At 63.5% G+C, this 19862-nt stretch carries 20 protein-coding genes; 5 read left to right on the top strand and 15 right to left on the bottom strand.

Annotation, left to right across the window (positions count from 1 at the left end):
* On the top strand, positions 1-239 hold a 239-nt coding region (locus Q0S71_RS05535; RefSeq protein WP_295992576.1), incomplete at its 5' end, for a hypothetical protein.
* A 104-nt stretch (positions 240-343) separates the two neighbouring features.
* On the opposite strand, the gene fabF is transcribed toward Q0S71_RS05535, so the two are convergent.
* The 8 genes from fabF to Q0S71_RS05495 all read right to left on the bottom strand — a co-directional run bounded on the left by fabF (position 344) and on the right by Q0S71_RS05495 (position 7044).
* Positions 344-1591: a beta-ketoacyl-ACP synthase II gene (gene fabF, locus Q0S71_RS05530; protein ID WP_295992573.1), complete on the bottom strand. Its 1248-nt coding sequence runs from the start codon at positions 1589-1591 to the stop codon at positions 344-346.
* Positions 1592-1621: 30 nt separating this feature from the next.
* Positions 1622-1861, bottom strand: a complete 240-nt coding sequence (gene acpP, locus Q0S71_RS05525; protein ID WP_008449912.1) for an acyl carrier protein — start codon at positions 1859-1861, stop codon at positions 1622-1624.
* 144 nt (positions 1862-2005) lie between these two features.
* Entirely contained in the window at positions 2006-2752 is a 747-nt protein-coding gene (gene fabG, locus Q0S71_RS05520) for a 3-oxoacyl-ACP reductase FabG (protein WP_295992540.1), read from the bottom strand.
* A 46-nt stretch (positions 2753-2798) separates the two neighbouring features.
* On the bottom strand, positions 2799-3740 hold the full coding sequence (gene fabD / locus Q0S71_RS05515; protein ID WP_295992537.1) for an ACP S-malonyltransferase: 942 nt from the start codon (positions 3738-3740) through the stop codon (positions 2799-2801).
* A gap of 198 nt (positions 3741-3938) precedes the next feature.
* Positions 3939-4925 (bottom strand): beta-ketoacyl-ACP synthase III, encoded by a 987-nt coding sequence (locus Q0S71_RS05510; RefSeq protein WP_295992536.1) that lies wholly within the window; start codon positions 4923-4925, stop codon positions 3939-3941.
* Between the two features lie 10 nt (positions 4926-4935).
* A complete protein-coding gene (plsX, locus tag Q0S71_RS05505; protein WP_295992534.1) occupies positions 4936-5997 on the bottom strand; it encodes a phosphate acyltransferase PlsX in 1062 nt (353 codons plus the stop codon).
* A 195-nt stretch (positions 5998-6192) separates the two neighbouring features.
* Positions 6193-6375, bottom strand: coding sequence for a 50S ribosomal protein L32 (gene rpmF, locus Q0S71_RS05500; RefSeq protein WP_008449924.1), 183 nt, complete (start codon positions 6373-6375; stop codon positions 6193-6195).
* A gap of 171 nt (positions 6376-6546) precedes the next feature.
* Positions 6547-7044, bottom strand: coding sequence for a YceD family protein (locus Q0S71_RS05495; protein WP_295992479.1), 498 nt, complete (start codon positions 7042-7044; stop codon positions 6547-6549).
* Between the two features lie 236 nt (positions 7045-7280).
* Here Q0S71_RS05495 and Q0S71_RS05490 point away from each other — a divergent pair, with 236 nt between their 5' ends.
* Both Q0S71_RS05490 and Q0S71_RS05485 read left to right on the top strand, forming a co-directional pair.
* Positions 7281-7904 carry a Maf family nucleotide pyrophosphatase gene (locus Q0S71_RS05490; protein ID WP_295992476.1) on the top strand — a complete coding sequence of 208 codons (624 nt, stop codon included), beginning with the start codon at positions 7281-7283 and terminating at the stop codon, positions 7902-7904.
* Positions 7905-7952: 48 nt separating this feature from the next.
* Positions 7953-8690 carry an SAM-dependent methyltransferase gene (locus tag Q0S71_RS05485; RefSeq protein WP_295992424.1) on the top strand — a complete coding sequence of 246 codons (738 nt, stop codon included), beginning with the start codon at positions 7953-7955 and terminating at the stop codon, positions 8688-8690.
* Positions 8691-8728: 38 nt separating this feature from the next.
* Here the strand turns inward: Q0S71_RS05485 and Q0S71_RS05480 are convergent, their stop codons facing one another.
* Together Q0S71_RS05480 and Q0S71_RS05475 are read right to left on the bottom strand one after the other, a co-directional pair.
* Complete coding sequence (locus tag Q0S71_RS05480; RefSeq protein WP_295992420.1) at positions 8729-10009, bottom strand: EAL domain-containing protein; 1281 nt, start codon at positions 10007-10009, stop codon at positions 8729-8731.
* 117 nt (positions 10010-10126) lie between these two features.
* Positions 10127-11059, bottom strand: a complete 933-nt coding sequence (locus tag Q0S71_RS05475) for a 23S rRNA (adenine(2030)-N(6))-methyltransferase RlmJ (protein WP_295992418.1) — start codon at positions 11057-11059, stop codon at positions 10127-10129.
* 263 nt (positions 11060-11322) lie between these two features.
* Between Q0S71_RS05475 and Q0S71_RS05470 the strand changes: the two genes are divergently transcribed.
* Together Q0S71_RS05470 and Q0S71_RS05465 are read left to right on the top strand one after the other, a co-directional pair.
* Positions 11323-11580 (top strand): hypothetical protein, encoded by a 258-nt coding sequence (locus tag Q0S71_RS05470; protein ID WP_295992414.1) that lies wholly within the window; start codon positions 11323-11325, stop codon positions 11578-11580.
* A 2-nt stretch (positions 11581-11582) separates the two neighbouring features.
* Entirely contained in the window at positions 11583-11789 is a 207-nt protein-coding gene (locus tag Q0S71_RS05465; RefSeq protein ID WP_295992413.1) for a hypothetical protein, read from the top strand.
* 116 nt (positions 11790-11905) lie between these two features.
* Here the strand turns inward: Q0S71_RS05465 and aceA are convergent, their stop codons facing one another.
* From aceA to Q0S71_RS05440, 5 genes are all read right to left on the bottom strand, one after another.
* On the bottom strand, positions 11906-13201 hold the full coding sequence (aceA, locus tag Q0S71_RS05460; RefSeq protein ID WP_295992411.1) for an isocitrate lyase: 1296 nt from the start codon (positions 13199-13201) through the stop codon (positions 11906-11908).
* 378 nt (positions 13202-13579) lie between these two features.
* A complete protein-coding gene (locus Q0S71_RS05455; protein WP_295992407.1) occupies positions 13580-13873 on the bottom strand; it encodes a hypothetical protein in 294 nt (97 codons plus the stop codon).
* 9 nt (positions 13874-13882) lie between these two features.
* A complete protein-coding gene (gene clpB, locus Q0S71_RS05450; protein ID WP_295992404.1) occupies positions 13883-16468 on the bottom strand; it encodes an ATP-dependent chaperone ClpB in 2586 nt (861 codons plus the stop codon).
* A gap of 127 nt (positions 16469-16595) precedes the next feature.
* A complete protein-coding gene (locus Q0S71_RS05445) occupies positions 16596-17063 on the bottom strand; it encodes a molybdenum cofactor biosynthesis protein MoaE (RefSeq protein WP_295992401.1) in 468 nt (155 codons plus the stop codon).
* Positions 17060-19690 (bottom strand): DUF349 domain-containing protein, encoded by a 2631-nt coding sequence (locus Q0S71_RS05440; RefSeq protein WP_295992399.1) that lies wholly within the window; start codon positions 19688-19690, stop codon positions 17060-17062. Before Q0S71_RS05440 ends, Q0S71_RS05445 begins: the two co-directional genes overlap by 4 nt.
* Between the last annotated feature and the right edge of the window lie 172 nt (positions 19691-19862).

The raw sequence follows: 19862 nt of genomic DNA, 5'->3' as shown, positions 1-19862 counted from the left end.
AACCGCTCTCGCGCCACCGCGCCACACGCACCCGCCATTGCTCCTCTCGCTCCTTGTTCCCCATCACCATCTCCATCTCCAAAAGTCGGAGTCTGGGCAAACCGATTAAGGTTTTGAAGATGGGCGGGCTGGACGCTTACGCAGAATCCCGCATGCAGCAGCCGCAGGCAAAGCGAGGGCCGAACGACAGCGGACAGCGCAATCGACATGGCAGACAAAAATTAAAATCAGGGAAGTAAGATACTGCGACGCGCCGGCCGATTACCGGGCAATACCAGTACCGGCGCAGGCCGGCACTGAATCAGCGCTCACCCCGATTGGACCAGGGTGAGCGCTAAAAAGTTCAATGTTTTCCGAACACGAGACTGCCGTTGGTGCCGCCGAAGCCGAACGAGTTCTTCACTGCATACTCGATCTTCATCGGCCGCGCGACGTTGGCGCAGAAGTCCAGGTCGCACTCCGGGTCCTGATTGAACAGGTTGATCGTCGGCGGTGCGATCTGGTGGTGGATGGCCAACACCGTAAACACCGCTTCCAGACCACCGGCACCGCCCAGCAAGTGACCGGTCATCGACTTGGTCGAGCTGATGACGAGCTGCTTGGCATAGTCGCCAAAGGTGCGCTTGACGCCCATCACCTCAGCCTTGTCGCCCAGCGGCGTCGAAGTGCCGTGGGCGTTCAAGTATTGGATCTGGTCCGGGTTCAGGCCGGCGTTGGCCAGCGCGGCCACGACCGACTTGCTGCCGCCGCTGCCGTCTTCCAACGGCGACGTCATGTGGTAGGCGTCGGCGCTCATGCCGAAACCGACCAGCTCGGCGTAGATCTTGGCGCCGCGCGCTTTCGCGTGCTCATACTCTTCCAGCACCATGACGCCCGCGCCCTCGCCCAGCACGAAGCCGTCGCGGTCGCGGTCCCACGGCCGCGAAGCGGTCGCCGGATCGTCATTGCGGCTCGACAAAGCGCGCGCAGAGGCGAAACCGCCCAGGCCCAGCGGCGAAATGGTCGCCTCGGCACCGCCGGCGATCATGACGTCGGCGTCGCCGTACTCGATCATGCGGCCGGCCGCGCCGATGCTGTGCAAACCGGTGGTGCAAGCGGTCACGATGGACAGGTTGGGTCCACGCATGCCGTACTTGATCGACAGGTTCCCTGAGATCATGTTGATGATCGAGGCCGGCACGAAGAACGGCGAAATGCGGCGCGGGCCGCGCTTGCTGTATTCTTCCTTGGTTTCTTCGATCATCGGCAAGCCGCCGATGCCCGAACCGATAATCACGCCGATGCGATCGGCGTTTTCCTCGGTGACGACCAGACCTGCGTCCTCGATCGCCTGTATGCCGGCGGCCATGCCAAAGTGGATGAAAGTATCCATGTGGCGGGCTTCCTTAGCGGGGAGATATTCCTCGATATTGAAGCCTTTGACCTCGCCGGCAAAGTGGGTACTGAACGGGCTCGCGTCGAATCTGGTGATGTTGGCGATACCCGATTTTCCCTCGGTGATTGCGCTCCACGCTTCGGCAACGGTATTGCCGACGGGCGAAACGCAACCCAGGCCCGTAATCACTACACGACGGTTTTTAGAACGGCTCAAGCGATTCTCCTGGAGACGACCAAATACCGCTTAGGCCTTGACGTGGGCAGTAGCGTAATCAATCGCTTGCTGCACGGTCGTGATCTTTTCAGCCTGTTCGTCAGGGATTTCCATTTCAAACTCATCTTCCAGAGCCATGACCAGCTCAACGGTGTCGAGGGAGTCGGCGCCCAGATCATCGACGAACGACGATTCGATCTTGATGTCTGCTTCGGCGACGCCCAGTTGTTCAGCGACGATTTTCTTAACGCGTTGTTCGATATCCGACATGTTATGGCTCCATTATGTTTGTTACGGAAAGCGCGCATTTTATCAGGTTTGCGCACCGAGGGACTAATTTCGGCGTCCACTGCAAAAACCACCGAAATCACTGCTAAAAGATGTGAACATGCGGCTTACAGCCACATATTCCCATCAATTCATATACATACCACCGTTCACGTGCAGCGTGGTACCGGTAATATAGGCCGCTTGCGGCGAGGCCAGGAAGGCGACGGCGGCGGCGATATCCTCGGGCTTGCCCAGGCGCGCCAGCGGGATTTGCGTCAGCAGGGCGGCGTGCTGCTCCTCGCCCAGACCTTTCGTCATGTCGGTGTCGATGAAGCCGGGCGAGACGCTGTTGACGGTGATGTTGCGGCTGCCGATTTCCCGCGCCAGCGCGCGGCCCATGCCTTCCACGCCGGCCTTGGCCGCCGCGTAATTCATCTGGCCCGGGTTGCCGGACGAGGCCACCACGGACGTGATGTTGATGATGCGGCCGGTCTTGGCCTTCATCATGCCGCGCAGCACGGCGCGCGACAAACGGCCCACGGCCGACAGATTGGTGGCGATCACATTGTCCCACTCTTCGTCCTTCATGCGCATGGCCAACTGGTCTTGCGTGATGCCCGCGTTGTTGACCAGGATGCCGACCGCGCCCACGCTCTTGCCGATGGCGTCGACAACGGCGGCGCAGGCGGCGGCGTCGGTGACGTTCAGCACCACGCCCTTGCCGGCCTCAGCGCCGATCTCCGCCAGGTAGGCGCTGATCGCCTCGGCGCCCGCCTCGGTGGTGGCGGTGCCGATCACGCGCGCACCCTGGCGCGCCAACTCTTGCGCGATGGCCTTGCCGATGCCGCGCGTGGCGCCCGTGACCAGGGCGATTTGATTGTCTAAATTCATGGAAATTCCTAAGCTAAAGATGAATACTGCACTACGCAGCGCAAAGTTACTTGAGCAAGCTCAATACGCGCTCTAAAGATGCCTGATCGACGATGGCGTCGCCGACCAGATTGGCATCGATGCGCTTGGCCAGACCCATCAGCACCTTGCCGGGACCGCATTCGATGACTTGCGTAATGCCGTCGGCGGCGACCTTTTGCATCGTCTCCACCCAACGCACGGGGCTGGCGGCCTGGCGCACCAGCGCATCCTTGATGCTGGCCGGATCGTTGAGCACGGCGACGTCGACGTTGTTAATCAGTGCGATTTGCGGCGCCGAGAAATGCAGCTCGGCCATATAGTCGCGCAAACGGTCGGACGCCGGCTTCAGCAGCGTCGAATGGAAAGGCGCCGACACCGGCAGCTTCATGGCGCGCTTGGCGCCCTTGGCCTTGGCCAGCTCGCAGGCGCGCTCGACGGCGGCCGTGTGGCCGGCGATGACCACTTGCGCCGGCGCGTTGAAGTTGACCGGCTCGACCGTCAGCGCCGGATGCTCGGCCACCGCTTCGAGGCAGGCGGCGCGCACGTCCTCATCCGACAGACCCAGCACGACAGCCATCGTGCCCTGCCCGACCGGCACGGCTTCCTGCATCGCCTGCGCGCGGAAGCGCACCAGCGGCACCGCGTCCTTGAACGAGATCACGCCGGCCGCGACCAGGGCCGAATATTCGCCCAGGCTGTGGCCCGCGACCACGGACGGCAGCGGACCGCCGGCGGCGATCCAGGCGCGGTAGGTGGCGACGGCGGCCGTCAGCATCACCGGCTGGGTGTTGGTGGTCAGGTCCAGTTCTTCCTTCGGACCTTCGGCCATCAGCTTGCCCAGGTCGAATTGCAGCGCGTCGGACGCTTCGGCGATGGTTTGCGCCACCACCGGATTGCCGGCGAAGCCATCCATCATCGCAATCGCTTGCGAACCTTGGCCCGGAAATACAAATGCAAATTTAGTCATGCTCTATCCATCTCGCTATTATCAGAAGCATCAGAAGAGTCGCCGCCGCCGACCTTGCACTGAGGTCGTTGCGGCTACGGCAACCCCGGAATACTAAGTCCAAATTAAGACCACAAAATTACATCGTCACCAAGTCCTGGTGACCAGACTGAAACAGACTACATCGTCACCAAGTCCTGGCGACCAGACTGGAAAAGATTACATCGTCACCAGGACGGCACCCCACGTGAAGCCGCCGCCGACGCCTTCCATCATGACGTTATGGCCCTTCTTGATGCGGCCGTCCCGCACCGCCTGGTCGAGCGCCAGCGGGATCGACGCGGCCGAGGTGTTGCCGTGCTGATCGACCGTCACCACCATCTTTTCCAGCGGCAGGCCGAGCTTCTTGGCGGTGCTGTTCATGATGCGGATATTGGCCTGGTGCGGCACCAGCCAGTCTATCTGGTCCGATGTCATGCCGGCTTTTTCCAGCGTTTCGTGCGCGACCTTTTCCAGCACCGACACGGCCAGCTTGAACACGGCCGGCCCGTCCATGTGCAGGAAGGCGCTGCCGGCGACGGCGCCGCCGTCGACATTGCCTGGAATGCTGAGGATGTGCGAGTGGCGGCCGTCCGCGTGCAGCGCCGTCGCCAGCACGCCGGGCTGGTCCGACGCGGTCATGACGACGGCGCCGGCGCCATCGCCGAACAGCACGCAAGTGCCGCGGTCTTCAAAGTTCAGGATATTGGAGAAGACTTCGGCGCCGATCACCAGCACGTTCTTGTGCTCGCCGGCCTTGATGAAGCTGTTGGCGGTCGAAACGGCGTAGACGAAGCCGCTGCACACGGCTTGCACGTCGACGGCCGCGCAATTGTTGCTCATGCCCAGCTTTTGCTGGACGATGCAGGCCGTGCTGGGGAAACTGCCGAAGAAATCGGGCGTCGAACTGGCCACGATGATGAGGTCGATATCGTCGGGCTGCATGCCCGCCATGTCCAGCGCCTGTCTGGCGGCATGCACGGCCAGGTCGGACGATTTCTGTTCCGGCGCCGCGTAGTGACGCGCCGAAATGCCGCTGCGGGTGACGATCCACTCATCCGAGGTCTCGATACCCTTGGCGGCGAGCTGATCGGTCAGCTGCTGGTTGGTCACGCGCTGTTCTGGCAGGTAGCTACCGGTGCCGATAATTTTGCTGTACAAAGTCATGCGTCATCCACTAAATAGTTGAGCTTGGTACTTCCGCTGTTACTGTGCCGCGCGGCATCAGGTCTGCAATCATGGTCGAGATCTGTGCCAGCACATCGTTTTGTGCTGCATCATACGCCCGCTTGATGGCCCACTCAAAGGAATAGGCGTCGGCGCCGCCATGACTCTTGAACACCAGGCCGCGCAGGCCCAGCAGGCTGGCGCCGTTGTAGCGCGAGGGCTGGAAGCGATTCCGGATCGCTTTCAGGGCGCCCTGGCCGATCAGCGCGCTCAACATCGTCAACCAGTTGCGCTTGAATTCGCTGCGCACGGTGTCGCCGAAAAAGCGCGCCACGCCTTCGATGGCCTTGAGCGTGACGTTGCCGACGAAGCCGTCGCACACGACCAGGTCGGTCGTGCCCTTGAAGATGTCATTGCCCTCGACGTTGCCGTGGAAGTTGAGCGCGCCGCGTTCATGGTCTTGCTGTAACAGCTTGCCGGTGGCCTTGACCACTTCGTTGCCCTTGATGTCTTCGGTGCCGACGTTGAGCAGTCCGATGGTCGGACGCGCGATCTTTTCCATGGCCGACACCAGCACCGACCCCATGATGGCGAACTGGTGCAGGTGATGCGGCTCGCAGTCGACGTTGGCGCCCAGGTCCAGCATATAGGTCGGGCCGTTCTTCTGGTTCGGCATGATGCTGCAGATGGCGGGGCGGTCGACGCCGGCCATGGTCTTGAGCACGTAGCGCGACACGGCCATCAGCGCGCCGGTGTTGCCGGCCGAAACGCAGGCCTGCGCCTTGCCATCCTTGACGAGTTCGATGGCCACGCGCATCGACGAATCCTTCTTGCGGCGCAGGGCCACTTCGAGCGGATCGTCCATCGTCACCTGCTCGCTGGCGTGCAGCACGCTCAGCTGGGGATGGGCGTCGGCGTGGTGCTTTTTCAGCTCGGCACGGATGACGTCTTCCAGGCCGACCAAAATCAGGGCGGCGCCGGGTTCACTTTTTACGAAGGAAATAGCTGCGGGAATGGTGACCGAGGGGCCGTGATCGCCACCCATGCAGTCGATAGAAATTTTGATTGTCATTGTTTTGATTCAGTACCACGTTCCGGCCCGGATCGGGCAAGCTGCGGCAAGATGCGGATCATTAACGATCTTGATCGACGCGATTCAAAATGACGGTGTGCAAATGAGGATTGCAGCCGATGAATAAGAAAAAAAGCGGCGCCACCCGGTATATACCACGTCGCACCGCTTTATCTTTGTCCACAAAAACGTCGATTACTCGTCGTTTTTGGTTTTCAGGACTTTACGACCACGATAGAAGCCGTTAGGGCTGATATGGTGACGCAGGTGGGTTTCACCGGTCGTAGGCTCGATACCCAGTTGTGGTGCTACCAGGAAATCGTGCGAACGGTGCATACCGCGCTTCGACGGGGACTTCTTGTTCTGTTGAACGGCCATGATGACTCCAAATACGTAAGTTCTAAAATTTTAACACATTCGACCGGCAAATACATGCGAATCGAGTATCCCAGCGGCAAAACTTTGCCGCACATAAACTGCCTGCACTACCTTCACTACACACTGCCATACTCGATTACCACACGCGTTTGACACGTTCTTTACTACTACTTATTCTGGTTTCAAGCCCTTGAGGGCGTCGAATGGCGACTTCTTTTCGCTCTTGGCCGCGTCGAGCAGCGCCGAATCCGGGCACACACCATGCTTGGGCGTATGCGGCAGGGCCAGCAAGGCCTCGTCTTCGACCAGATCCATGATATTCATGGCGCGGGTACCGACGATGACATCGATCGTCTCATCGTCGAGCATCGCCTCGATTTCGTCGGCCTGCTCGTCGTCTTTGCCGAGCATCAACAAGGTCGAAGCATCAATATGGTGCGCAAACGAGGTCAGGCAACGCTGGCAGATCAGCCGTACCGTGCCGGAGACCGACAGGGTCAGCTGAGGAAAGCCCAGCTTGCTGGCGCCGCCGACCAAGGCCCAGGCGAGCGTGCCGGAATTATCCACGCAATCCTTCGTCAACCGGGTCATTTCAGCGACAGGCGTGACACCCTCGCGGCTCCCGTTGATGCGACAGAATTCAAAAGCGTCGATCACAAAAGCATTCATTGGTAGAAAATTTCCCCGGAAAACCTGCGATAATAACAGGGTTTTCCGCGCCGCGTCAAAGACTTAGCGCTTCTTTCGTGGTTTTTTGCTGCCACGACAAGCTTGCAGGCCCTAAACGGCCCGGCGACAAAGCATATAACATTTCTTCCGCGAGAGCCAGCATTCTAGCGATTCAATCGCCGATCGCTCCACGGATGCCCATCCCAACCGACCGTATCGCCGCCGCCCCACACACGATGACACCTTGCTCCGCCCCGCCCCGTTTGATACTCGCCTCCAGTTCCGCCTATCGCAAGGAATTATTATCGCGGCTGCAACTGCCGTTCGACGTGGCCGTGCCCGATATCGATGAAAGCCCGCGCCCCGGCGAGACGCCGAGCGCGACCGCGCTGCGCCTGGCGCGCGAAAAAGCCGCCGCCGTGGCCGCGCGGTTGCCGGGGCGCATCGTCATCGCTTCGGATCAGGTGGCGACGCTGGACGAGCTGCAAATCGGCAAACCGGGCAACCATGCCAACGCCCTCGCTCAGCTGCAACTGATGCGCGGCCGGCAAGTGGTGTTCCATACGGCCCTGTGCGTGTGGGACGGCCGCGCCAGCGATGCGGCCGCCACGGCGCAACTGGACGATATCGAGACCCTGGTCAGCTTCCGCGACTTGCCCGATGCCGAACTCGATGCCTACCTGCGCATCGAACAGCCCTATGATTGCGCCGGCAGCGCCAAGAACGAGGGCCTCGGCATCGCCATCCTGGAACGCATCGCCAGCAGCGACCCGACCGCGCTGACCGGCTTGCCGCTGATCGCGCTCACCGGCATGTTGCGCAAGCTCGGCGTCGGCTTTTTTGCCCAGGCGCCCAAATAATCGCGCGATCGCGCACCAGCCCTTACTTATATCAACCAAGAAAACCCCATGACCGGCACCCTGTACCTGATCCCCAACACCCTCGGCGAGACCGAAGCCCTGTCCCACGTCATTCCCGAGCACGTGCAAGCGATTACCGCCCGCCTCGATTATTTCGTCGCCGAAAACGCCAAGACGGCGCGCGCCTTCCTGAAGCTGGTCGGCGCCCGCCACCCGCTGGCCAGGCCGCTACAGGAAATCACCATCGCCGAACTGAACGTGAACACCCCGGCGCAAGCGCTGGCGGGCCTGCTGGCGCCGCTGCTGGCCGGCCGCGATGCCGGCCTGGTGTCGGAAGCGGGCGTGCCGGCGGTGGCCGATCCGGGCGCCGACCTGGTGCGCCTGGCGCATCAGCACGGCGTCCCCGTCAAGCCGCTGGTCGGGCCCTCGTCGCTGCTGCTGGCCGTGATGGCAAGCGGACTGAACGGCCAGAGCTTCGCCTTCAACGGCTATCTGCCGACGGACGCGGCGGCGCGCGGCAAGCGCATCAAGGAACTGGAAGCGCGGTCGCGCGGCGAAAAGCAAACCCAGCTGTTCATCGAAACGCCCTACCGCAACGCCGCCATGCTCGAAGCGCTGGTGGCCGGCTGCGTGGCGGCCACGCTGATCTGCGTGGCGACCGACCTGAGCCTGCCGTCGGAAACGATACGCACGATGAGCGCCGCCCAATGGAAAAGCCTGCTCAGCGCCGGCAAGGCGCCGGACTTCCACAAGAAACCCACGGTGTTCCTGCTGCTGGCGCAATAAGACCGGCGGCGACCCTCGCCCACCGTTGCGCCCGGCCTTTATTGCACGTCGTGGGCGTACTGGTCGACCCAGTCGTAGGCGGCCAGCTGGATCGCGTACAGCTCGGCCGGCGACATGTGCAACTGGTGCAGGATGTCGCTCAGCGCCGGCCCCTCGCCGTCCATTTCGATGTGCTCGATCAGGCTCAGCATGCTGCCATAGTCGCCGCTGCGCTCGAGCAAGGCGCCGCGCACCTCGTCGAGCACGTGGACGCTGTCGAGCACATCGCGCATGCGGATCGAAAACAGCGTATCCATCAGCGACATGACGCCGACGGTGAAGCCGATGTCGGCGCTGGTGCGCTGTCCGGGCCGCAGCTTTTCCACCATCAGCTCGATGGTCTTGCCGCGCGTCGTCGCCAGTTGCAACAGCGGCGAGGTGAACTCCTGGGTCTGGCCCGATTTCACGTACAGCAAGATCTGCAGCCAGCGCTGCAATTGGCGCCGCCCCAGCACGATGAGCGCGTGGCCGACCGAATTGATGCGGTAGCGCGCGCCCACGGTGGGCGTGTTGACCAGGCGCAGCAGGTTGAGCGTGATGAGGGCGTCGTGCTTGACGCTGCGTTCGATGGCGAGGCTGTCGGCGTCGGCGTCCAGCAATTCGAGCAAGTGCAGGATGGTGCGCTGCGACGGCGAAATCTTCTTGCCCGTTAAGATCACGGGGCGGGCGAAATAATAGCCCTGGAAATATTCGAAGCCCAGCGACATGCACTGGTGAAATTCCGCCAGCGTCTCGACCTTTTCGGCCAGCAGCTTTTGCCCGGGGCGCTTCAGCGTCCGCGTCAGCGCGGCCAGGTCGCCGGCGGCCGTGTTCTTGATGTCGATCTTGATGACGTCGACGAGCGGGCGCAGCTTTTTCACGTCGTCCGAATCGGCGATGACGTCGTCGAGCGCGAATTTGAAGCCGGCGTCCTTGAGTTCGCGCACGCGCTCGAGCACGTCCGGCGTCGCCCTCACCGACTCCAGGATTTCCAGGATCACCTTGTCGTTGGGCAGGAAACGGATGAAGTCGCTCATCAGTCCGACCGTGTCAACGTTGACGAAGGCCAGCTGATCGCCGACCACATGCGCCATGCCGAGGTCGGAGGTGTGGGCGATGACGGCGGCGGTGGCGGCCGCGTCGTCGGTGATGTGGGCGGCGTTGTGGCCGGACGCGTTGCGGAACAGCAGCTCGTAGGCCACGAGGCGCTGGTGGCGGTTCAAGATGGGCTGACGCGCCAGAAAGAAATTGCCGGCGTGAGGCGCGGGGATGAAGGGTGGTTGTGATAAACCGCTAATCATGGGCAACCCAGTCTTCGGTGGCCACGGCTGGGTGCGCGGCGAGCCCAACCGGTACGCCTCCTATCCGCGTTCCGGTTGTTCTAAGACTATACCTATCGGGCCCGTCTTTACACCATTTTATTTACCAATAGCAGCACGGCGCGGCGGAGTGTTGCGTTTGGTAGTCGGACCACCGCTTTCGAGCACGAATTTGGCGCCGCTGTCCTTGCCCAGCACCTTGACCAGGTAGGGCATGACTTCTTTGAGCAGCGGCTCCAGCGTGAACGGCGGGTTCAGGATGAACATGCCGCTGCTGTGCAGGCCGAAGCCGTCCGGCATCGGCGTGTTGGTGGTCAGCGTGACGTTGAGCCAGTTGGCCGCCGGCAGCTGCTTGAGCTTGTCGGCGAACTGGCGCGATTCCATTCTTTGCAGCAGCGGATACCAGACCGCGTAAGTGCCGGTGGGGAAGCGCACCAGCGCGTCGGCCAGCGTATCCTTGACCTTGCGGTAATCCATTTTATCTTCGTACGGCGGGTCGATCAGCACCAGGCCGCGGCGCGACGCCGGCGGCAGCTGGGCCTTCAGCGCCAGGAAACCGTCGCCCTTGGTGATGATGACGCGCTTGCCGCGCGTGCTGGGACGGATGCCTTGCTCGGCCGCGTGCGCTTCCACCTTGCGGAAATTATCGGCCAGGATCTTGGCGTCGGCCGGGTGCAGCTCGAACAGGCGCAAACGGTCTTGCTCGCGCGCCACCTTGTCGGCGCAGTAGGGCGAGCCGGGGTAGTAGCGCATCTTGCCGCTGGGGTTCATTTCCTTGACGAGGTCGACGTATTCCTTCAGCGACGCCGGCAAGTCGGTCCGGTTCCACAGCGGGCCGATGCCGGTCTCGAATTCGGCGTTTTTCGACGCGTAGCCGCCGTCGAGCGCATAGACGCCGGCGCCGGAGTGGGTATCGATATAGCTGTAGGCCGTATCTTTTTGATTCATGTATTGCAGCAATTGGATGGTCACGAAGTGCTTCAGCACGTCGGCATGATTGCCCGCGTGGAAGGCGTGGCGATAACTCAGCATAAAGATTCCTGTGGATGGTCGTGGGCGCGGCACGGTGCGCGCCGAAAAGGCGGCGTCAGCCGGAAACGGCTGCGCATATTGCCGACATTATCCACCAGAAAGCCGCCAGGACCAAAAAATGCCGCGCCGACGGGCGCGCGGCGCCGCCCGCGCGCCCTCTGCGTCGATGATGCCGATTGCATCAAAGCCGGCGGCCGCAGTCTGCCTATGATGAAACGGTCCGGCGGCAATTTCGCCTGCCGGCATGGTCTATGGAGGAGAACATGGCTTTCAACAATATCGGTCCCCTGACGTTCCTGGCGCCGGGGCAAACCGTTTCATGGAGTTACACCTATGGCGACGACCACGGCACGCAATTCGCGTCGGCCGACGTCAAAACGCCGAACCAGGGCGCGGTCCACTTGGCCGACCAGCAAACCAAGCGCAAGGACAACAACGGCGTAGCCACTTACTCCGTTCACATCCACAACCTGGGCGCCGGCGGCTGCTTCCACAATCTGCAAGGCGGGGGAATGTCATGAAGATGAGCATCATTACCGACGCGCACGGCAAGCTGCTGGGCGCCGTGCAGGGGCATTCGATGTCGGAGCATAAAGGCGGCGTCGAAGCGTCCGTCGCCTTCGAGCCCGGCCACCAGGTGCACCAGGTCGAGGTCGACGACGACATGGACACCATCACCGATCCCGACGTCTTCCAGCAGCGCCTGAAGCAACATCTGACCAAGCCGTAAATTAATCATCCAAGCGCCCGGCTCAGGGAGCAACAAAGCCGCAGCGGACTCGCGTTCGCTGCGGCTTTTTATTGGGCGGGGACGTGCGCCCGCCACCCCCTGCCCTCATTCGACTGTTATGCCACCTTCTTGTCGAAGAATTGCTCGTCCTCGGTCGAGCCGTGCAGCGCCGTCGTCGAGCTCTGGCCGTTCTGGATGGTCTGGGTGACGGCGTCGAAATAACCGGTGCCCACTTCGCGCTGATGCTTGACGGCCGTGAAGCCTTGTTCGGCGGCCGCGAATTCGGCTTCCTGCAACTCGACGAAGGCCGACATCTGGCGCCGCGCATAGCCGTGGGCCAGGTTGAACATGCCGTAGTTCAGGGCGTGGAAACCGGCCAGCGTGATGAACTGGAATTTGTAGCCCATCGCGCCCAGCTCGGTCTGGAAGGTGGCGATGGTGGCGTCGTCCAGGTTTTTCTTCCAGTTGAACGAAGGCGAGCAATTATAGGCCAGCATCTTGCCGGGGAACTTGGCGTGGACGGCGTCGGCGAAGCGGCGGGCGAAGGCCAGGTCGGGCTTGCCGGTCTCGCACCAGACCAGGTCGGCGTACGGGGCGTAAGCGAGGGCGCGCGAAATGGCTTGCTCGATGCCCGGCTTGACTTTGTAGAAACCTTCGACGGTGCGCTCGCCGGTGCAGAAAGGCCGGTCGTTGTCGTCGACGTCGGAGGTCAGCAGGTCGGCCGCCTCGGCGTCGGTGCGGGCGATCACCAGCGTCGACGTGCCCATGACGTCGGCGGCCAGGCGCGCCGCCGTCAGTTTTTCGATGGCTTCGCGCGACGGCACCAGCACCTTGCCGCCCATGTGGCCGCATTTCTTGACCGACGCCAGCTGATCCTCGAAGTGGACGCCGGCGGCGCCCGCGTCGATCATCGACTTCATCAGCTCGTAGGCGTTGAGCACGCCGCCGAAACCGGCTTCCGCATCGGCGATGATGGGCGCGAAGAAATCGATGTCGTCCTTGCCCTCGGACCACTGGATCTGGTCGGCGCGCTGGAAGGTGTTGTTGATGCGCTTGACCACCATCGGCACCGAGTTGGCCGGATACAGCGACTGGTCGGGATACATTTCGCCGGCCAGGTTGGCGTCGCCCGCCACTTGCCAGCCGGACAGGTAAATGGCTTTCAGGCCGGCCTTGACTTGTTGCATGGCCTGGTTGCCGGTCAGCGCGCCGAGGGCGTTGACGAAGGGTTCGTTGTTGACGAGATCCCACAGCTTTTCCGCGCCGCGCTTGGCCAGCGTGTGTTCCAGTTGCAGGGAGCCGCGCAGACGCACCACATCCGCGGCGCTGTAGGTGCGGGTGACGCCCTTCCAGCGCGGATTGCTGTCCCAGTCTTGTTGCAGGGCGGCGATTTGCTGTTCACGAGTTGCCATGATGTTCTCCTATCGATACGAGTTATAGAAATCTGCTGAAAATCCGCTGGAATGGTTCCGGTGAAATGCGGCGCCGTTAGATAAATAATAGGCTCTTTTGTGCCCTGCAACAACACTCTTATATAAGACATATAAGTTAAATAAATCACTTATAAATCAAATACTTGAATTTAAAATATCATGATATGGAATGAAATTCCGATCCATGAAAATGCGCGATGCTGCGCTCACACATGCATATATCGCAATGTGAAATACGCTACTCGTCAGGTGAAAAACCGGCCGTTCCAGACGCTGAACTGAGCAACAAAACGGCAAAAAAGCAGGAAGCGGACGGGACGGCGGGCCCGCACGAGGCAGGACAGCAGCAAAGTGATGTTAGCGCCCAACAGATTGCAGGAATTTGTCGAACGGCAAGTAAAAAGAAGAGAAGTCGAAAAAGAAAGTCGGGCTCGATCTATTGCCCAGCTTATATGTCGCAGCTAAACCGCCATAAAAATACAGCGGCGTGCCGACATTACTGACGCTTGATCGATCTGGATCTAACGATGGCGAGTCAAGGCGGAACGCGACATGAAGATGCATCCACACCCATCCGTTTCGGCCACCAAATAAAAATGCCGCCAGCAACATACGTCGCTGGCGGCTCGGTCCGGCTTTAACAGCTGGCACAGCTGGCGCTTACACGGTTTTGAATTCCAGCTCGCCGCCCTGGGTGTCGATGGAAATCACGTCTTTCGGGCCGAAGCGTCCCTGCAAGATCAGCTTCGACAGCGGATTTTCGATCTGCTGCTGGATCGCCCGCTTCAGCGGCCGCGCGCCGTACACGGGATCATAGCCGGCTTCGGCGATCTTTTGCAGCGCCGCGTCCGAAATTCGCACGCCCATTTCCATGCGCGCCAGGCGCTCTTCCAGTATCTTCAGCTGCACCTTGGCGATGGCGCCGATGTTCTTTTCGTCGAGCGCGTGGAACACGACGATCTCGTCGATCCGGTTGACGAACTCCGGCCGGAAGTGGGCGCGCACCTCGGCCATCACGGCCAGCTTGACCACGCCCGGATCGGAATCCTCCATGGCCTGGATTTTGTGCGAGCCCAGGTTCGACGTCATGATGATGACCGTGTTCTTGAAGTCCACCGTGCGGCCCTGGCCGTCCGTCATGCGGCCGTCGTCGAGCACTTGCAGCAGCACGTTGAAGACGTCGGCATGCGCCTTCTCGACTTCATCGAGCAAGATCACGCTGTAGGGCTTGCGCCGCACGGCCTCGGTCAGATAGCCGCCCTCGTCGTAACCGACATAGCCGGGCGGCGCGCCGATCAAACGGGCCACCGAATGCTTTTCCATAAACTCGCTCATGTCGATGCGTATCATCGACTCCTCGGTGTCGAACAGGAAGCTGGCCAGCGCCTTGCTCAACTCCGTCTTGCCGACGCCGGTCGGCCCCAGGAACATAAAGGAGCCATAGGGGCGATTCGGATCGCCCAGGCCGGCGCGCGAACGGCGGATCGCGTCGGCCACCGCGTTGATCGCCTCGTCCTGGCCGATCACGCGCTCGTGCAGCTTTTCCTCGATGTGCAGCAGCTTCTCGCGCTCGCCCTGCATCATGCGCGACACGGGAATGCCGGTCGCGCGCGACACCACTTCGGCGATTTCCTCGGCGCCCACCTCGGTGCGCAGCAGCTTGGGATGGGCCGCCGGCACGCCGGCCGACGCCGTCTCGGCCTGCTTGAGCTGCGCCTCCAGCTCCGGCAGGCGGCCGTACTGCAACTCGGACACGCGCTGCCAGTTGCTCTCGCGCGTGGCCTGCTCCATCGCCAGCTTGACGCGCTCGATTTCCTCCTTGATGTGGGTGCTGCCCTGCACCACGGCCTTCTCGGCCTTGAGGATTTCCTCGTAGTCGTTCAACTCGCGCTGCAACTTGACGATTTCCTCGTCGATCAAGCCCAGGCGGCGCAGCGAACCCTCGTCCTTTTCCTTCTTGACGGCTTCGCGCTCGATCTTCAGCTGGATCAAACGGCGTTCCAGCTTGTCCATCACCTCCGGCTTGGAATCGATCTCGATCTTGATCTTGGCGGCCGCCTCGTCGATCAAGTCGATCGCCTTGTCGGGCAGGAAGCGGTCGGTGATGTAGCGGTGCGACAGCTCGGCGGCGGCGATGATGGCGGCGTCCGAAATGGCGACCTTGTGGTGCAGCTCATACTTGTCCTGCAAGCCGCGCAGGATGGCGATGGTCGCCTCCACGGTCGGCTCGTCGACCAGGATCTTCTGGAAGCGCCGCTCCAGCGCCGCATCCTTCTCGATGTATTTGCGGTATTCGTCGAGCGTGGTGGCGCCCACGCAATGGAGCTCGCCGCGCGCCAGCGCCGGCTTCAGCATATTGCCGGCGTCCATCGCGCCCTCGGCCTTGCCGGCGCCGACCATGGTGTGCATCTCGTCGATGAAGACGATGGTCTGGCCCTCGTCCATCGCCAGTTCCTTGAGCACCGACTTGAGGCGCTCCTCGAATTCGCCGCGATACTTGGCGCCGGCCAGCAAGGCGGCCATGTCGAGCGACAGCACGCGCTTGCCCTTGAGCGAATCGGGCACCTCGTTGTTGACGATGCGTTGCGCCAGGCCTTCGACGATGGCGGTCTTGCCCACACCCGGCTCGCCGATCAGCACCGGATTGTTCTTGGTGCGCCGTTGCAGCACCTGGATGGCGCGGCGGATTTCATCGTCGCGGCCGATCACCGGATCGAGCTTGCCCTGGCGCGCGCGCTCGGTCAGGTCGAGCGTGTATTTTTTCAGCGACTCGCGCTGGCCTTCGGACTCCTGGGTGTCGACCTTGGCGCCGCCGCGCACGGTGTCGATGGCCGATTCCAGCGCCTTACGGGTCAGGCCGTTTTCGCGCGACAGCTTGCCGGCGTCGGACTTGTCGTCGGTCAGCGCCAGCAGCACCATTTCGCTGGAAATGAACTGGTCGGCGCGTTTTTGCGCCTCCTTGTCGGCCAGGTTCAGCACGGCGACGAATTCGCGGCCGACCTGGACGTCGCCACCGTTGCCGGACACCTTGGGCAGGCGCTCGAGCGACGCCGCCAGCGCCTTGCCCAGGCCGCCGACGTTGACGCCGGCGCGCTGCATCAGCGAGCGCGCGCTGCCGTCGTCCTGATTCAGCAGGGCCGTCAGCAGGTGCACCGGTTCGATGTACTGGTTGTCGTTCCCCACGGCCAGGCTTTGCGCGTCGGCCAGGGCTTCTTGCAGTTTGGTGGTGAGTTTGTCTTGCCGCATCGGAGTGCTCCAGAAAATTTTCGCTTGCCGCACAGTTTGGGGTGTGCGGCGCGTTTTCAAGGCAAATCGCCAACAGGGCCGGCAAGGGTTCCAGCATCCGGTCAGGCCGGATATGCGCTACCGAAGTTCAGGCGCGCCACTTGCCCAGCGCCGCCTCGTCGGTCACGCGCGCGTCGACCCAGCGCGCGCCCTGCGGCGTCTGCTCTTTTTTCCAGAACGGCGCTTCCGTCTTCAGATAGTCGATGATGAACTCGCAGGCCGCGAACGCCTCGCCGCGGTGCGCCGCCGTCACCGCCACCAGCACGATCTGCTCCATCGGCCGGAGCGGGCCGACCCGGTGGACCACCAGCGCGCCGGTGATGGGCCAGCGCGCGCCGGCCTGTCCGATGATGGCCGCGATGGCCTGCTCGGTCATGCCGGGATAGTGCTCCAGCTCCATTTCCGACACGGCCGCGCCCTCGTTCAGGTCGCGCACGGTGCCGACAAAGGTGACGATAGCACCAATCCCGGATTGGCCGGCGCGCAGCTGCGCCACCTCGGCCGACAGATCGAAATCGCCGGTCTGGATGCGGACCTGGCTGAACACCGCGCTCACTTGTGGTCGGCGCCGGCGATGCGGCGGAACAGCTGCTCGATACGGCTGGCGGTGCGCGCGTCGGCCAGCGCCGGCTGCGCGCACAGTTGCAGATACTGGGCCGACGCCGACGCCTGCTTCTGGCCCGACTTCAGCGACGATTGCAGCACCTCGACCTGCATCCTCAGCCGCTCCCGCGCGAACTCGGCGCCGCTGTCGACGCCGGCCACGATTTCCAGCCGTAGCACTTCATCGAGCAGCCGGGCGCGATTGTGTTCGAGCAGTTCGGCGTAGGCCGCGCGCTGGCCGTCGGCCGCTTTCAGCGCCGCGTTGAAGCGACCCTGCAAGGCGCGCTCGTAATCGGCCGCCAGCGGCGGCAACGCTTGCCAGCGCCGCTGCCAATCGGCCGCTTGAAGTTCGGCGTCGGCGGCATCGCCATCGGCGGCATCCTCAGCCTTGGCCGCCAGCGCGCTCTCCAGCGCCTGCGTCAGCCGCAGCTTGTCGCGCAGCGCGTTCGCCTGGGCGGCGCCGGCGCGGCGCTTGATGGCGTCGGCCTTGGCCTGCACCGCCGAGACGGCGCTTTGATAACGCTGGTTGATTTTCTGTTCGCTCGCGCGCGGCACGGCGCCGGCCGCGTGCCAGGCGGCGCCGGCGTCGCGCAGCGTCTTGGCGATGGCGGCCAGCTGGCTCTTGTCGTCGCCGTCGAAGGTGGCCGTTTCCAGACCCGCGCAAATCGCCTCGCACGCATGCAGATGTTCGCGGCGCTCGCTGTCGGCGGCGTGCGCGCTTTCCTTGCGGGCGGCGAAAACCTGGTCGCAGGCGGCGCGGAAGCGCAGCCACAATGCCTGCTCGGCCTTGCGCTCGAGCGGCAGCGCCTTGGCCTGCACCTGCCAACGCTCCTGCGCGTGGCGCACGGCGTCGAGCGTGCTGCGGTCGTGCGGCGTCAGCGCCTCGACCTCGGCGATCAGCTGCTCGCGGCGCGCCACTTCCAGCGTGCGCTGTTCGGCCAGCGGCGCGACCACGGCGGCCAGCGCGCGCTCGAAGGCGGCGTCGAGTTTTTTCTTTTCCTTGCGGTCGATGGTGCCGAGGCGGCCCCACAGCTGGCGCAGACGCTGGCCGGCGGCGGCGATATTTTTCCAGTCGGCGTGCTCGGCGCCGGCCATCGCCATCGTTTCATCGATCAGCGTCTGCGCCTTGGCAGCGTTGGTGTGGCGCTCGTCGGCCAGCTGCTTGAAGTGGGCGGCGGCCGGCGCGTAGGCGGTAGTGCAGGCGGCGTCGAAACGCTCCCACAGATTTTTCGGCGCGTGGCCGGACAAGGCGTCGAGCGACTTCCAGCGCTCGCGCATGCTGCCGACTTTTTTCGCCAGCTCGGCCATCGCCAGCTGCTGCGCCGGCAAGTCTTCGACCGCCTTGACCAGCTCCTCGCGCGAGACGTTGCCGCCCCAGCGGGCCCAGTCGCCCAGGCGCTTGAGCTCGGCGCGCACGTGGGCCAGGCGGTCGGCCTGGGCCGGCGTCAAGCGGCCGCTCTTGTGCTCCTTGAGCCATTTGTCGTGATCGGACGCGGCGTGCAGCAAGCCTTGCTCGAGCGCCGCCTCCATCGCCGCCAGCGTGTCGATGAACTGCTGGTCGACGGCCTTGGCGGGGCGGGCCGGCTTGCCGTCGCGGCGCTCGGCGTGGTCCCTGGCGGCGCCGCCCGATGGCGCCTGCGCCGACGCCGGCTGAGGCACCGGCTGCGACGGCGCCGGCGCGCGCGCCAGCTGCGTCTCGAAATCGGCCTGCTGGCGCTGCGCCAGTTCGCCGTCGGGCACGCGCGCCAGGCTGGCCCAGGCGCGCTTCATCTGGTCGGCGTCGAGCGTGTCGTCGGCGCCGGCCTGCCATTCGGCCAGGGCGTTGCGGCGCGCGTCGAAGCCGGCGCGGTGTAGATCGAGGGCGGCCAGCGCGGCGGCCGCCTGCTCCAGCGCCTGCGCGAAGTCGCCCAGCAGATGCCGCGGCAGCGAACCATGTTCGGGCGCTGCCAGATACGTTGCGTGGGCGGCCTGCCAGCGCGCCAGCGCCTGCGCCGCCTCGTCGGGCGCCAGGCCGGCGGCCGGCAGGCGGCGCACTTCGGCCAGCGCGTCGATGATGGTGCGTTGCAGGCTGACCTGGGTTTCCAGGCGCGCCGCCAGCGCGGCGCGGGCGGCGTCGAATTGCGCGGCCAGCGCGGCGTCGGCCACGGTGATCTTCCATTGGCGGTCCAGGTCGGCCACCATGTTAGGCGTCAGCTTCTCGTCTTGCAGCAGGCGCTCGGCGGTGGCGATGCAGGCCTGGGCTTTCTGCTGCTCGGCCTGTTGATAGCGGATCGCGTCCAGGCGGCCCTGCATCAGCTTGGCGACGCGGCGGTCGGTGTTGCGCATGGCCGCCAGCACCTGTTCGAGCGCCGCGCGCGACTGCACATGCTCGGCGGCGGCCAGGCGCACGCCGGCGAATTCGCTGCCGAGTATCAGCGCGACGGCGCCGGCTTCATCGCCGTCGAGCGCGCGGGCGCGCCTGGCCTGTTCGTCGCGCCGCGAGGCGGACAAGGCGGCGGCCTCGCTCTGTTCAGAGGCGGCCACCGCGGTTTGCGGATCGGACGGCTTGTCGGTGGCACGCTTAAAGAGGAATTCGAACATGGTGGGCCAGGAAGGGGTAAAACCACCATCATAGCAAAGCAGGGAAAGTTTAGCCGCCCGGTCTTATTCTGCGGTGGCGCGGCCCGGCCGGCCGTCGCCGCGCACGGGCTGCGGCGCGGCGACGGACCAGAGCGACAGCGCCGTCTTCGCGGCGGCCGGCCGCGCCCTGCGC

This window comes from Rugamonas sp. (assembly GCF_025354735.1).
Taxonomy (GTDB): domain Bacteria; phylum Pseudomonadota; class Gammaproteobacteria; order Burkholderiales; family Burkholderiaceae_D; genus Rugamonas.
This window is presented reverse-complemented; position numbering and strand designations above follow the sequence as displayed.

Excerpts from the sequence above, each read along its gene's own strand:
- acpP (WP_008449912.1), bottom strand. The coding sequence starts at position 1,861 with ATGTCGGATATCGAACAACGCGTTAAGAAAATCGTCGCTGAACAACTG.
- fabG (WP_295992540.1), bottom strand. The coding sequence starts at position 2,752 with ATGAATTTAGACAATCAAATCGCCCTGGTCACGGGCGCCACGCGCGGC.
- fabD (WP_295992537.1), bottom strand. The coding sequence starts at position 3,740 with ATGACTAAATTTGCATTTGTATTTCCGGGCCAAGGTTCGCAAGCGATT.
- Q0S71_RS05510 (WP_295992536.1), bottom strand. The coding sequence starts at position 4,925 with ATGACTTTGTACAGCAAAATTATCGGCACCGGTAGCTACCTGCCAGAA.
- plsX (WP_295992534.1), bottom strand. The coding sequence starts at position 5,997 with ATGACAATCAAAATTTCTATCGACTGCATGGGTGGCGATCACGGCCCC.
- rpmF (WP_008449924.1), bottom strand. The coding sequence starts at position 6,375 with ATGGCCGTTCAACAGAACAAGAAGTCCCCGTCGAAGCGCGGTATGCAC.
- Q0S71_RS05495 (WP_295992479.1), bottom strand. The coding sequence starts at position 7,044 with ATGAATGCTTTTGTGATCGACGCTTTTGAATTCTGTCGCATCAACGGG.
- Q0S71_RS05490 (WP_295992476.1), top strand. The coding sequence starts at position 7,281 with ATGACACCTTGCTCCGCCCCGCCCCGTTTGATACTCGCCTCCAGTTCC.
- Q0S71_RS05485 (WP_295992424.1), top strand. The coding sequence starts at position 7,953 with ATGACCGGCACCCTGTACCTGATCCCCAACACCCTCGGCGAGACCGAA.
- Q0S71_RS05480 (WP_295992420.1), bottom strand. The coding sequence starts at position 10,009 with ATGATTAGCGGTTTATCACAACCACCCTTCATCCCCGCGCCTCACGCC.
- Q0S71_RS05475 (WP_295992418.1), bottom strand. The coding sequence starts at position 11,059 with ATGCTGAGTTATCGCCACGCCTTCCACGCGGGCAATCATGCCGACGTG.
- Q0S71_RS05470 (WP_295992414.1), top strand. The coding sequence starts at position 11,323 with ATGGCTTTCAACAATATCGGTCCCCTGACGTTCCTGGCGCCGGGGCAA.
- Q0S71_RS05465 (WP_295992413.1), top strand. The coding sequence starts at position 11,583 with ATGAGCATCATTACCGACGCGCACGGCAAGCTGCTGGGCGCCGTGCAG.
- aceA (WP_295992411.1), bottom strand. The coding sequence starts at position 13,201 with ATGGCAACTCGTGAACAGCAAATCGCCGCCCTGCAACAAGACTGGGAC.
- clpB (WP_295992404.1), bottom strand. The coding sequence starts at position 16,468 with ATGCGGCAAGACAAACTCACCACCAAACTGCAAGAAGCCCTGGCCGAC.
- Q0S71_RS05440 (WP_295992399.1), bottom strand. The coding sequence starts at position 19,690 with ATGTTCGAATTCCTCTTTAAGCGTGCCACCGACAAGCCGTCCGATCCG.